This is a genomic window from Pseudomonas lactucae, assembly GCF_016937615.1.
Classification (GTDB): Bacteria; Pseudomonadota; Gammaproteobacteria; order Pseudomonadales; family Pseudomonadaceae; genus Aquipseudomonas; species Aquipseudomonas lactucae.
In genome coordinates this window covers 1-12743 of the sequence record NZ_JAFHKI010000080.1, presented here as the reverse complement: position 1 = coordinate 12743, position 12743 = coordinate 1, and the positions used below count along the sequence as shown (strand labels likewise).

Annotated in this window: 15 protein-coding genes and 2 pseudogenes; 1 reads left to right on the top strand and 16 read right to left on the bottom strand. The window is 60.7% G+C overall.

The window, feature by feature from the left end; translation table 11 throughout:
- Positions 1–45: 45 nt before the first annotated feature.
- The gene (locus JWR98_RS15825) at positions 46–249 is read right to left on the bottom strand and encodes a cold-shock protein (RefSeq protein WP_205490496.1); all 204 of its coding nucleotides are present in this window, start codon (positions 247–249) and stop codon (positions 46–48) included.
- Complete coding sequence (locus tag JWR98_RS15820; RefSeq protein ID WP_341869776.1) at positions 221–1240, bottom strand: S-type pyocin domain-containing protein; 1020 nt, start codon at positions 1238–1240, stop codon at positions 221–223. The genes JWR98_RS15825 and JWR98_RS15820 overlap by 29 nt, the downstream gene beginning before the upstream one ends.
- 532 nt (positions 1241–1772) lie before the next feature.
- Here JWR98_RS15820 and JWR98_RS15815 point away from each other — a divergent pair.
- Positions 1773–2042: a DUF6124 family protein gene (locus JWR98_RS15815; RefSeq protein WP_205490495.1), complete on the top strand. Its 270-nt coding sequence runs from the start codon at positions 1773–1775 to the stop codon at positions 2040–2042.
- 60 nt (positions 2043–2102) lie between these two features.
- Here the strand turns inward: JWR98_RS15815 and JWR98_RS15810 are convergent, their stop codons facing one another.
- From JWR98_RS15810 to JWR98_RS15745, 14 genes and pseudogenes are all read right to left on the bottom strand, one after another.
- Positions 2103–2306, bottom strand: a complete 204-nt coding sequence (locus JWR98_RS15810) for a cold-shock protein (protein ID WP_205490494.1) — start codon at positions 2304–2306, stop codon at positions 2103–2105.
- A 741-nt stretch (positions 2307–3047) separates the two neighbouring features.
- Positions 3048–4183: pseudogene (flhB, locus tag JWR98_RS15805) on the bottom strand (flagellar biosynthesis protein FlhB).
- A gap of 3 nt (positions 4184–4186) precedes the next feature.
- Positions 4187–4972 carry a flagellar biosynthetic protein FliR gene (gene fliR, locus JWR98_RS15800; protein ID WP_078734097.1) on the bottom strand — a complete coding sequence of 262 codons (786 nt, stop codon included), beginning with the start codon at positions 4970–4972 and terminating at the stop codon, positions 4187–4189.
- A gap of 4 nt (positions 4973–4976) precedes the next feature.
- Positions 4977–5246: a flagellar biosynthesis protein FliQ gene (gene fliQ / locus JWR98_RS15795; protein WP_003175300.1), complete on the bottom strand. Its 270-nt coding sequence runs from the start codon at positions 5244–5246 to the stop codon at positions 4977–4979.
- A 4-nt stretch (positions 5247–5250) separates the two neighbouring features.
- On the bottom strand, positions 5251–5994 hold the full coding sequence (gene fliP / locus JWR98_RS15790; protein WP_003175301.1) for a flagellar type III secretion system pore protein FliP: 744 nt from the start codon (positions 5992–5994) through the stop codon (positions 5251–5253).
- Positions 5994–6428 carry a flagellar biosynthetic protein FliO gene (gene fliO, locus JWR98_RS15785; RefSeq protein ID WP_078734098.1) on the bottom strand — a complete coding sequence of 145 codons (435 nt, stop codon included), beginning with the start codon at positions 6426–6428 and terminating at the stop codon, positions 5994–5996. The genes fliP and fliO overlap by 1 nt, the downstream gene beginning before the upstream one ends.
- Position 6429: 1 nt before the next feature.
- A pseudogene (gene fliN / locus JWR98_RS15780) lies at positions 6430–6896 on the bottom strand (flagellar motor switch protein FliN).
- 44 nt (positions 6897–6940) lie between these two features.
- The gene (fliM, locus tag JWR98_RS15775) at positions 6941–7909 is read right to left on the bottom strand and encodes a flagellar motor switch protein FliM (protein WP_078734099.1); all 969 of its coding nucleotides are present in this window, start codon (positions 7907–7909) and stop codon (positions 6941–6943) included.
- A gap of 9 nt (positions 7910–7918) precedes the next feature.
- A complete protein-coding gene (gene fliL, locus JWR98_RS15770) occupies positions 7919–8425 on the bottom strand; it encodes a flagellar basal body-associated protein FliL (protein ID WP_078734100.1) in 507 nt (168 codons plus the stop codon).
- Between the two features lie 136 nt (positions 8426–8561).
- Positions 8562–9902 (bottom strand): flagellar hook-length control protein FliK, encoded by a 1341-nt coding sequence (locus JWR98_RS15765; protein ID WP_205490493.1) that lies wholly within the window; start codon positions 9900–9902, stop codon positions 8562–8564.
- An 87-nt stretch (positions 9903–9989) separates the two neighbouring features.
- Positions 9990–10328 (bottom strand): Hpt domain-containing protein, encoded by a 339-nt coding sequence (locus JWR98_RS15760; protein ID WP_205490492.1) that lies wholly within the window; start codon positions 10326–10328, stop codon positions 9990–9992.
- Between the two features lie 30 nt (positions 10329–10358).
- Entirely contained in the window at positions 10359–12077 is a 1719-nt protein-coding gene (locus JWR98_RS15755) for an ATP-binding SpoIIE family protein phosphatase (RefSeq protein WP_078734103.1), read from the bottom strand.
- A complete protein-coding gene (locus JWR98_RS15750; protein WP_078734104.1) occupies positions 12074–12379 on the bottom strand; it encodes an STAS domain-containing protein in 306 nt (101 codons plus the stop codon). Before JWR98_RS15750 ends, JWR98_RS15755 begins: the two co-directional genes overlap by 4 nt.
- 220 nt (positions 12380–12599) lie before the next feature.
- Positions 12600–12743, bottom strand: a 144-nt coding sequence (locus JWR98_RS15745; RefSeq protein WP_205490497.1) for a flagellar FliJ family protein, incomplete at its 5' end; no start/stop codon positions are given.

The following is a 12743-nucleotide window of genomic DNA, read 5'->3' as shown; positions in this document are numbered from 1 at the left end:
TTTTTTGCATCCAGTGCTACCAGGGATCGATCAATCAATGAGTCTTCACAAGGCTCGCACGTTCGCAGCCTGAGGCCCTTTTTGTCCTGGGACGATATCGAACTCAACCTTCTGGTTTTCTTCGAGCGCCTTGAACCCTTCACCCTGGATCGCGGAAAAGTGAACAAAGACGTCAGCTCCGCCCCCATCCTGAGTAATAAACCCAAAGCCCTTGTCCGCGTTAAACCACTTTACCGTACCCGTTGCCATGACCGTTCTCCGTCCACTTCTCACCCAGGGATTGCGCAAATATTGCTACAGCAGCCTGACGTTTGACGCGTATATCCAAGCGTTCCGGTGTTCCGGGATACGGGCTCGGCACACTGACCACCGGCCCATTGTTCGGCGTCCAAGTGATGCTGATACCATCCAGCACCGCCACCATCGCGCTTTTGTTCGCATTCCAGCGGGCTTGCGCAACCGGCACACGATCAACCCCGCTTCCAGGCTTGGTATGTATGCCGTAGACACGTAGCTCGCCTGATTCATCCTGACGAAACTGAAACCGCACTCGCGTACTGGCCGAGCGCAAACTCGCCAACTGCTCCGGGGTATACAGCGTTGAATCACCCATATCCCGTGGCCAAAAAGCCAGCAACACGACATTGAGTGCTGAACTGGCTCCGGCCAGCCCGCGTACGGCCCAAGCACCAAGGTCGCTGCCAAGTGTTCCAGCGACCCTGCCGACAGTGCCCGTCGTACCGGTCGAAGCCATGACTGCAGTGGTACCAAAGTTCCTAGCGTGTTCGGGGCTTGTTCCCGCAGCCGTGGAACCGACTGGCACCGAAACGCATGACTTGGCGAACACGCACGCGTCAGCGGCACGATTCACCGCGCCGGGTGCGGAGAAGTTGGAAACGGGCGGGTTAGGTGTGTTTGGCCCTGTCCAAATGAAGGTGTCACGTGGGGATTGTGTTTCGAACACCTGAGACTTGAAGCGCTGGCAGGCGATCAGCTCAGGTGGCGGATCGCATTTACATATGCACAGATCACCCTCAAGCGCCGCTTGTTTGCCGCCCCACTCTTCGTGCAGATGAGGGCCGACGAGCTCGATGAAGCCTTCGGTGCCGCATGCCGGACAAGCGACGCGGTCACCCTCCCTGGCGATCATTTGGCCGTTGAAGCTGGTTCGCTCCATGCCGCTGATCACTTCGCCGCCCGCCGTAGTCTTCGCGCCGGTGGTGATGTTGTAGCGCCTCACATCTGGATCTCCACGCAGTCGTTGAGGTCGGCGTTGACTGGGCCAAATGACTGCTGGATTTGAGTATCAGTGTCCTTCATGTTTCGTCCTTTTATTATCCGCGCAGGAGCACTCAAACGCGGTCGTAGCGTTGAGTTCTGCAAAGGGAATGGCGTCGAAATGGCGCAAGGAAGATGTTGCTGACTAGTACAAAGCCAAACAACTATCCGTTCGGCTAGGTAGTGGTAAAAACGGAAACGTCCGACAAGGTTTTAGGCTTGCCCCTAGGAAACTCAATCTCTAGTCTCCGTACACCGCTGCAAACGCAGCGGTCGGGCGTCGCGGCCCGAGTGAATTCAGGCGCAAAGCGCCATTGTCCGCTTTCAGTTGACGCCTTTTTATCGTCTACTGTGCGGCGCTATGGTGGCTGTGCGCGGGATACCTTCGGGTATGCCGGTTGCCTGATCCCGGTCCGCGAACCTGCGTACAGCTGCCACCCTCCATCGCGTCGCGGCGATAAGCGGCAGCTCCACTTAAGATCAGGATCTTCACAATGATTAAACCCACCCCAAATCCCCCACTCGATACCAACACTCCATCCACCGTGCTCTTCACCGTCATCGACGGCATCCCCACCGAAGACCTGCTGGTCAACCTCACCGAAACATTGGCTTCAGCCCACGCCCTGACCTGCAACTTCGCCTTTGAGCTGGACAGCTCGCGGCGAGACGGCGCACTGGGAATTGCGCAGCTGATTGAGGTGGCACGGATATTGGCTGAGCGGGTGCTGGAAGCTATTGAACCGTCGACTGCGACGGGCTAACTCTGCTCAGTTGCTGATCGTACTGATCGTTCCCACGCTCTGCGTGGGAACGATCAAGCGTTAAAGAGGCCGTATATTCTCGGCCTGTGGGCCTTTTGGTCCTTGCACAATGTCGTATTCAACTTTTTGATTTTCATCCACACTTTTGTAGCCTTCGCTCACGATTGCTGAATAGTGGAAAAAAAGGTCGTCGCTGCCGTCGTCGGCGGAAATGAAACCATAGCCCTTTTCCGCGTTAAACCACTTCACCGTACCTGTTTCCATTGCCGTTCTCCTTACATTCCGCTCAATACCCAAAAGCCTTCGCTAGATAATCCTGACGCAGGACGCAAAGACGCCGCTGGGCCGATGGATCCGCGAACACTTCACGCGCTGGCCTTTCCTGAGCCACAAGCCGGACGAGCTCAGCAGGTCCACATTCACATCCTCGTACTTCCCATCCAGAGCAATCAAACCCTCCCCGGTGCTTCGGTTATAAGATTTGACCGTTCCTGTTACCCACTCCATTACTGTTACCTCTGCATCGTCTAACAGCGTGCGCGCAGCCTTTGCTGGTAATGAAGGCGCAACAGACGGAGATTGGCTACTGTCAAAGTTGACAGGTAGACGCGAGTTACCGATGGGTGGTAGGGATAACGACAGCTCAATTGCGGCGAGCGCCGGCTCAGTCATCCGGCGACTTTTTACGCTGGCGCAGTTTGCGCTGTCTGGGAGGTGCTTGCGGGGCATGGACTTCAGCGCACTCAGGGTTCGCCGACTGAACGGCAACCGGATTGCCATCACGGTCCCGGGCGATAAATCCAATGCCCTTGACCGCGTCGAACCACCTGACCGTGCCCCTGTCCATGATCGCTCTCCCGAGCCACGCAGGAATGCGCGCCTCGTTGCTCTATCAAACAGTGAAGGCGGCGCAATGGGTACTGTCAAAATTGACAGGTAAGGCCAGACTTCAGACAGAAGGTTGGCGTTGGCTGCTATGCCGCGATGGCGGCGGCGCAGGATAAATCAGGAATCGCGGCGCAATTCCGGCGGGATCGGCAGGTCCTTGAGCGGGTCGGGGCGCTTGCCTTTGCCGGCGCGGTATTGGCGGATCTGATAGACGTAGGCCAGTACCTGCGCCACGGCCAGGTAGAGCCCGGCGGGGATTTCCTGGTCGAGGTCGGTGGAATAGAAGATCGACCGCGCCAGTTCCGGCGACTCCAATAGCAGGATGTCGTTGGCCACGGCGATTTCGCGGATTTTCAAGGCGGTGAAGTCACTGCCCTTGGCCAGCAGCATCGGCGCGCCGCCCTTCTCCGGGTCGTATTTGAGCGCCACGGCATAGTGGGTCGGGTTGGTGATGACCACGTCGGCGTCGGGCACCGCCGCCATCATCTTGCGCTGCGACATTTCGCGCTGCAGCTGGCGGATGCGTTGCTTGACCTCGGGTCGGCCTTCCTGGTCCTTGTGCTCGTCACGCACTTCCTGCTTGGTCATCAGCAGTTTCTTGTGGCTTTCCCACAGCTGGATCGGTGCATCCACCGCCGCAATGATGATCAGCCCGGCCGACATCCACAGCGCGCTCCAGCCGACCACCTGCACACTGTGGATGATCGCCGACTCCAGCGTTCGTGGGCGATGCGCAGCAAATCATCGACGTCGGACGACAATACCGACAGCGCCACGAACAGAATCAGGATGAACTTGGCCAATGCCTTGAGCAGCTCCACCAGCGCCTTGGCGGAAAACATGCGTTTGAGCCCGGCGGCCGGGTTCATGCGGCTGAATTTGGGCGCCATGCTGCCGGCCGCGAACAACCAGCCGCCGAGGGCGACCGGGCCGATCAGCGCGGCCAGCAACAAGGTGATCAAGATCGGCTGCACCGCCAGCAGCGCGATTTTCCCCGAGTGCATCAGGTATTGCCCCATGGAGTCGGGGTTGAGCAACACTTCACGGGGCAGGCTGAAGTTATGTTTCATCAGCTCCAGCAGGTCCAGCGCCAGACCGCCACCGTAGATCAGCAGCGCGCCGGAGCCGGCCATCATGGTCGCGACGGTGTTGAGTTCCTTGGAGCGCGCAATCTCGCCCTTTTCCCTGGAGTCCTTCTTCCGTTTCTCCGTGGGGTCTTCTGTCTTGTCCTGACCACTTTCGCTCTCGGCCATGGCTCAGCGCGCCCGTGCCAGATCGCGTAAGAACTGCAAGGCGTCGGTGGCCAGCGGTTGATACTGATTGAGGATGTCAGCCATGCCGACCCAGAAAATCCACATGCCCAACACCAGAGTCAAGGGGAAACCGATGGAGAAGATGTTCAGTTGCGGCGCCGCGCGGGTCATCACCCCGAATGCGATGTTGACCACCAGCAGCGCGGTGATCGCCGGCAATACCAGCAACAGGGACGCGCCCAACACCCAGCCAAGGCGCCCGACGACTTCCCAGAAGTGATTGACCACCAGCCCCGAGCCCACCGGCAAGGTGGTAAAGCTTTCGGTCAGCACCTCGAACGCCACCAGATGGCCGTTCATGGCCAGGAACAGCAAGGTCACCAGCATGGTCAGAAATTGCCCGATCACCGCCGCCGAGACACCGTTGGTGGGGTCGACCATGGACGCGAAGCCCATGCCCATCTGGATCGAGATGATCTGCCCGGCAATCACGAATGCCTGGAAAAACAGCGACAGCGAAAACCCGAGCATGGCGCCGATCAGCACCTGCTCGGCGATCAGCATCAACGCGCTCAAATCCAGCGCATTGACCGGCGGCATCGGCGGCAGCCCCGGCACGATCACCACGGTAATCGCCACCGCGAAATACAGACGAATGCGCCGCGGAACCAGGGTCGTGCCGAACACCGGCATGGCCATCAACATCGCCGTCACGCGGAACAACGGCAGGATGAAGGAGGCGACCCAGGTACTGATCTGGGTATCGGTCAACGCCAGCAGCGAGTTCATCGGATCAGCCGATCAACTGCGGAATACTGCCGTACAGCTGCAGAATGTATTCCATGAAGGTCTGTACCAGCCACGGGCCGGCGACGATCAGCGTCACCAGCATCACCAACAGGCGCGGCAGAAAGCTCAAGGTCTGTTCGTTGATCTGCGTCGCGGCCTGGAACATCGCCACCAGCAACCCCACCAACAGGCTCGGCACCACCAGCACCGCGACCATCATGGTGGTCAGCCACAGCGCTTCACGGAACAGATCGACGGCGACTTCTGGCGTCATCGCGCTATACCCCGCCGAAACTGCTGGCCAGGGTGCCGATAATCAGCGCCCAGCCATCCACCAGCACAAACAGCATGATCTTGAACGGCAACGAGATGATCAGCGGCGACAGCATCATCATGCCCATGGCCATCAGCACGCTCGCCACCACCAGGTCGATGATCAGGAATGGGATAAAGATCATGAAGCCGATCTGGAAGGCGGTTTTCAGCTCGGAGGTGACAAACGCCGGCACCAGAATGGTCAGTGGCGCCTGGTCCGGGCTGGCGATGTCGGTACGCTTGGACAAGCGCATGAAGAGTTCGAGGTCGCTGGAGCGGGTCTGCGACAGCATGAAGTCCTTGATCGGCCCCTGAGCCTTGTCGATCGCGTCCTGGGCGGTCATTTTTTCCGCGAGGTACGGTTGCAGGGCTTGCTGGTTCACCTTGTCGAACACCGGCGCCATGATGAACATCGTCAGGAACAGCGCCATGCCGGTGAGGATCTGGTTCGACGGCGTCTGCTGCAGGCCCAGGGCCTGGCGCAGGATCGAGAACACGATGATGATCCGCGTGAAACTGGTCATCAGCATGACGAACGCCGGGATAAAACTCAGCGCCGTCATGATCAGCAGGATCTGCAGGCTGACCGAATATTCCTGGGCGCCGGCGGCGTTGGTGCCCAGCGTAATCGCCGGGATCGACAGCGGGTCAGCGCCAAAGGCCAACGGCGTGGCCAGCCACAGCATGAGCGTCAATAAAACACGCATCACTTCTTATCCTTCTGATCCTTGCCCAGCAACTCCATCAGGCGCTGGGCGAATTCCGGCGTGGCGGGCTGTGACTGGGTGGTTTGCACCGGGGTCTTGAGCACATGCAGCGGGGTAATGCGCCCAGGGGTGATGCCCAGCAGGATCTGTTCCTCGCCCACCTGCACCAGCACCAGCCGATCACGCGGGCCAAGGGCGCGCGAGCCGACCAGCTCGATCACCTGGGCGTTGCCCGGGCCGATGCTCTGCACGCGGCGCATCAGCCAGGCCAGCACAAAAATCACGCCGACCACCAGCAACAGGCCCAGCACCAACTGGGTCAACTGCCCGCCGACACTGCCAGTCACCGGCGCGGTGGCAGCCTGGGCCACCGGTTCGGCGGCCCAGGCGTGCACTGGCAGCGCGACCAACAGTCCCACCATCAGCCGTTTCATATCAGCGCAACTTCTTGATGCGTTCACTTGGGCTAATCACGTCGGTCAGGCGGATGCCGAACTTTTCGTTGACCACCACCACTTCGCCATGAGCGATCAGGGTGCCGTTGACCAGCACGTCCAACGGCTCACCGGCCAGGCGGTCCAGCTCGATCACCGAGCCCTGGTTGAGTTGCAGCAGGTTGCGGATATTGATATCGGTGCTGCCCACTTCCATGGAGATCGACACCGGGATATCGAGGATCACGTCCAGGTTTGGCCCGTCGAGGCTCACCGGCTCGTTGTTCTTCGGCACGCTGCCGAACTCTTCCATCTGCAAACGGTTGCCGGCAGGCGCGGTGGCGGCGTCAGCGGCCAGCAGGGCATCGATATCGTCCTGGCCGACATCGCCGGTTTCTTCCAGGGCGGCCGCCATTCGTCAGCCAGGGCCTGGTCTTCGGCGGAAGTGTTTTCGTGTTCGGTAGCCATTACATGTCCTCGGCGGAGCAAACATTCATAAAATTAAGGGGTGATCAGCGACGATTGATCGGCTCGATCACTTGCAGCGCCAGGTTGCCCTTGTGGGAACCCAACTTGACCTTGAACGACGGCACGCCGTTGGCGCGCATGATCATTTCCTGCGGCAACTCGACGGGGATCACGTCCCCAGGCTGCATGTGCAAAATATCCCGCAGGCGCAACTGACGCCGGGCGACGGTGGCGCTCAGCGGGACGTCGACGTCCAGCAGGTCTTCGCGCAGGGCCTTGACCCAACGCTCGTCCTGATCGTCCAGGTCGGACTGGAAACCGGCGTCGAGCATCTCGCGCACCGGCTCGATCATCGAGTACGGCATGGTCACGTGCAGGTCGCCGCCACCGCCATCGAGTTCGATGTGGAAGGTGGACACCACAATGGCTTCGCTGGGGCCGACGATGTTGGCCATGGCCGGGTTCACTTCCGAGTTGATGTACTCGAAATTGACTTCCATGATCGCCTGCCAGGCTTCCTTCAAGTCGATGAAGGCTTGCTCCAGCACCATGCGCACCACGCGCAATTCGGTGGGCGTGAATTCACGGCCTTCGATCTTGGCGTGGCGGCCGTCACCGCCGAAGAAGTTGTCCACCAGCTTGAACACCAGCTTGGCGTCGAGGATGAACAGCGCGGTGCCGCGCAGCGGCTTGATCTTGACCAGGTTGAGGCTGGTGGGCACGTACAGCGAGTGCACGTACTCGCCGAACTTCATCACCTGCACACCGCCCACCGCCACGTCCGCCGAACGACGCAGCATGTTGAACATGCTGATGCGGGTGTAGCGGGCGAAACGCTCGTTGATCATCTCCAGGGTCGGCATGCGTCCACGGACGATGCGATCCTGGCTGGTCAGGTCATAACTTTTGACGCTGCCGGGGTCGGCAGCCATTTCGGTCTGTACCAGACCATCGTCGACACCATGCAACAGCGCGTCGATTTCATCCTGGGACAGCAGGTCTTGCACGGCCATGTCGTGGTCCTACTGCAATACGAAATTAGTGAAGAGCGCCTGCTCGATCACGACTTTGCCGAGTTCTTTCTGGGCCACTTCCTGCACGCTGGCGGTGACCTTCTGGCGCAGCATTTCCTGGCCCACCGGCGTGGCCAGGGTGTCGAAGCTCTGTCCGGAGAACAGCATCACCAAGTTGTTGCGGATCACCGGCATGTGCACTTTGAGCGCCTCCAGGTCCGCCTGGTTGCGTGCCAGCAGGGTGATGCTCACCTGCAGGTAGCGTTGACGACCGTTCTGGTTGAAGTTGGCAACAAAGGCCGGAAGCATGGGTTCGAAGATTGCCGGCTGCTTGGCGTTGGTGGCGGCTTCGGCGACGGGAGCCGGTTTGCTTGCACTGCTGTGCATGATGTACCAGGTGCCACCCACCGAGGCGCCGATGGCCAGGAGCAGGCCCACGACTATCACCAGGATAAGCTTGAGCTTGCCTTTGCCTTTCCCTGCGGGTGCTGTTGCTGCGTCTTCGCTCTTCGCCATGCCAATAATCCGTCACTATTCGGGGATTCGTAGATCTACGCAAAGGCAAGAGCAAGTGTTATGCCAGAGTTGTCTGGCAAGCAGGAGACAAAAGGAACACCGCCCCTCCCATATTTCGTGCGGCGTTGGGTTCAGGTCAGGCGTAGTAGTCGACGGCGCTGGAGCCGATCACCGTCGAGGTCACGGGCGTCATTGTCTCGGCTACATCAATGTGGCCGCCGCTGTCGCCGTTATCGCCACCTCGCCCACCGCCGCCGCTCACGCCACGGGTATGGGCCTGCTGTTGCTGCTGCTCCTGACCACGGGACTGGTCGGAGACGTTGACGTCCACCTGCCCCATGCCCTGCTGGGCGAACATCTCCCGCAGGCGGCCGGACTGGCTTTCCAGGGCTTCGCGCACCACCGGGTGGGCGCTCATGAAGTTGACCTGGGCCTGCTGATCGGCCGTCATGTTGACCTTGATGTCCAGGCGCCCGAGTTCTGCGGGCTGCAACTGGATCTCCGCCGACTTGAGGTTGGCGCTGGACAGGTACATCACCCGGTTGACGATTTCGTCGGTCCAGCCGCTCTGGTGCATGGCCAACGGTGTATTGGTCACCGGCGGCAAGGCATTCGCGGTCTTCGGCGTGGCCGCCTGGGTCAGTGCCGCCAGGCGATTGGCGAAGTCATCGACACGGGTGTCACTGTCGGCACGCTTCAAATCCTTAAGACCATCTTCGATCAGGCCACCAAAGGCCTTGTCGCCACCGGTGTCGGTGCTGTCCTTGGTGGCTTGCTGGTCGACCATCGTGGCCAGGCCTGCGGCAAAATTCTGCGCGGCGGTCGGCTGATCCTGGGTCGTTGGCGGCGCGGTTTTGGCGGGCGCCTGGCTGCTGGCCGATACATGCCCGCCCTGCTCCATCGCCAGGCGCACGACCGGCATGGCGTCCAGTGGGTCGGCCGCAGGGTCGAAGTCCGGCTTGACCTCTTCACTCGCCGTGATCGGCGCAGCCGCCACTGGCTGCGCCTTGGCGTCGGTGACGGCTGCGGCCGGCGCCGGGTTTTCCACCGGCACGGGCACGGCGACCGGGGCGACAGCGGCAATCAACGCCGGGTCAACCACCGGGTCAACCGGGGGCTGCTGCACCAGGCTCGGATCGACAGGTGCCTCGTCATCCTGGCCGGCACTGTCGTCGGACGTGGCCGGCGGCTTGGCAGGCAAGGTATTGCCGCTATCGGCAACCGCCGGCGTAGGGGCGGCAGGCGTGTCGCGGCTGTCCACTGGCTTGGCGCCGGCATCGGCAGGCTTGTCCCGGGTCGGCCTGGCTGCGTTATCGTCACCCTTTACGGCGGGTTTCGAGCCTTGGCTGGCGAACACTTGAGCGAAGCCAGGGCCCTTGTCCCGCGGGTCCGCGGCCACCACCGCAGGGGTGGCGGCAGGCGCTTGAGGCTTGGCCGCGGGGGCAGCCTGGAGAAGCGAATTCGGGGCGACTGGCATAGGTAAAGGTCTCCACTGCATAGGGATCGGGGATGCAGTATCAAGAGGTAGAGCAAGAGTCGGGCCAGGTCGGTCAATGACCTTCAGTCACAGCTGAAATCGTTGCCGCTCATACTCGTACAACGGCCGAACGATCGCGAATTCCTGGTCGATCTCATCCACCAGCTTGCGCAGGTCCTTCTCGGCCGAGCCGTCTTCCAGCCGTTGGCAAAGTTCCGCCAACCGCATCGCCCCCAGGTTGCCACTGCTGCCCTTGAAGCTATGCGCAATCCGCCCCAACGCCTTGGCATCGTCTCGGGCCTTGCGCAGTGCTTCGATGTGTTTCTGGGAGTCATCAAGAAAGGTATCGAGCAACTTTGGATACCCGTCTTCCATGACTTCCTGCAAAACCGACAACACCTCAGGGTCCATATGAATCTCAGCCACTTGCTCGCTCCATGATCAAGAATCGGCGGATTATGCCAGAGCCCCCCAACAAAACTCTACGCAGACGCTGCGCCCGCCGTCGGACCAACGCACCGCGCTGCTCAGTTGACGCACCAGGCTCAAGCCCCGACCGGACAGACGGTCGATATCCAGCGGCCGCGCCAGCACTTGCTCCACGTCGAAGCCGAGGCCGCTGTCCTCAAGGCGCAGCGTCATTTTGCCGCCGGTCTCGGTGGGCACCACCTGCACATGCACGCGCACGTAGCCGCCGCTCAACGCCGCCAGGCGGTCATTGCGCTGGCGATAATACTCGGCGAACCCCGCGGCATCGCGCTTGAGCCGCGAGTCCAGGCCCAGCACGCCGTGTTCGAGGGCATTGGAATACAACTCGGCCATCACGCTGTAGAGCGCCCCGCTCTGCTCGCGCAGGCCATGAACCTCCAGCAACAGTTGCAGCAGGTAAGGCAACGGGTTGTAGCGTTTGAGTGTTTCGGCGCGAAATTCGAAACTGACCGACCAATCCACCGGGCAGGATTGGCCGCTGTCGGCATACAACGGCCCCGTCGCGCGCAGCGACTGGCCCGGCTGAAGGGTGATTTCCACCATGCTCACGTCATCGCGCGCCTCACCGCAAAACGCAGCCAGAGCCCGTTCGATGTCTTCGAACAGGCGGTCCGGCTCGCGGTTGGCGGCGAAAACCTCATGCAAACGCTGTGCGCCAAACAATTGGTCGTTGGCATCGGCGGTGTCCAGCACGCCATCGGAGAGCAGGAACACCCGATCACCCAAGGCCATGGGCCAGACTTCAGTGCGGTCATCGAACGCTTGCGCCGATAACACGCCCAGTGGTAAATGCCGCGATTGCAGGGGCGTGCGCTTGCCGCTGGCGACATCATGCACGTAACCGTCCGGCATGCCGCCGTTCCACACCTCCAGCGCGCGCCGCTCCGCGCTCAGGCACAACAGGGTGGCACAGCAGAACATGTCCACCGGCAGGATGCGTTTGAGCTTGGCATTCATCTCCCGCAGGATCTGCGCCAGGCCATAGCCCTTGGCGGTCATGCCGTAAAACACATCCGCCAGGGGCATCGCCCCCACCGCTGCCGGCAACCCATGGCCGGTAAAATCGCCCAGCAACACGTGCATGTCGCCGGATGGCGTGTAGGCCGCCAACAACAAGTCACCGTTGAACAGCGCATAGGGCGATTGCAGGTAGCGAATATTCGGCGCGGCGTTGATGCAGCCGGAGTGGGCGACCTTGTCGAACACCGCCTTGGCTACCCGCTGCTCGTGCAGCAGGTAGTCGTGATGCCTGGCAATCTGGTCGCGCTGCTGCAGGACCGTGGCTTGCAGGCGCCGCAGGCGGTCCATGGCATTGATCTTGGCCGCCAGAATCACCGGGTTGTAGGGCTTGGGCAGGAAGTCATCACCGCCGGCGTCCAGGCATTCGGCCAGGGCGGTACTTTCACGCAGGGAGGTGAGAAAGATAACGGGGACCAGCTCTTCGCCCGCCAGCTGCTTGATCCGCCGCGCGGCGATAAAACCATCCATCACGGGCATCAGGGCGTCCATCAACACCAGTTGCGGACGTTCGCGGGCGAATACTTCAACGGCTTCCTCGCCGTTAGTCGCGGTGAGCACGTGATGCCCCTGGCGCCGCACAATGGTCGACAGCAACAGCAGATCGGTGGCGCTGTCTTCGGCGATCAGGACGGTCAACGGCTCGGACACGGAGGCCAGGCCCGTCAATTGATGTCGAACAGCTTTTCGAAGTTGGAGATGGCGAGGATCTTGCGCACGTCAGAACTGCTGTTGATTACGCTGATGTCCGCTTCTTCTCCCCCCGCATGATCACGCAACAGCAGAAGCATGCCGAGGGCCGAACTGTCCATGTAGGTGGTTTCTTTCAGGTCGACAACGTAGGCGTCGGGAACCTTGTAGAAGCGCTCGTAAGACTCACGAAACTGCTGATGGCTGCCGAAATCGAACCGGCCCTTGATTGCGATCGTCAACTTCTTCCCGTCCAGGGATACTTCTGACTCGACTGACATACGACTGCTTCCTTGTCATTGAGATACACACAAGGTGTAGCAGGTGAACCGACTATGAGCAACAGAGAATCAAATGTGGGAGGGGGCTTGCTCCCGATGGCGGTGGGTCAGTGACAAATATATTGACTGACCCACCGCCGTCGGAGCAAGCTCCCTCGCCACAGGTACAGTGTTCACCCTTAATTGACTGGCCCCTCTCACATTCGCCCTGCTGTATTAATCAGAACTGTGATTGGCGCGGAAGACGTTGTGACAGTTCATCCAGCAGTTTCTGCTCGCGCTTGTCTTCCAGCGCCCGCGCCTCGTCGATATAGCGCTGCACCAGCTTGCGCAAGCCTTCGACCCGGGCGAACGCCGCTTGCCA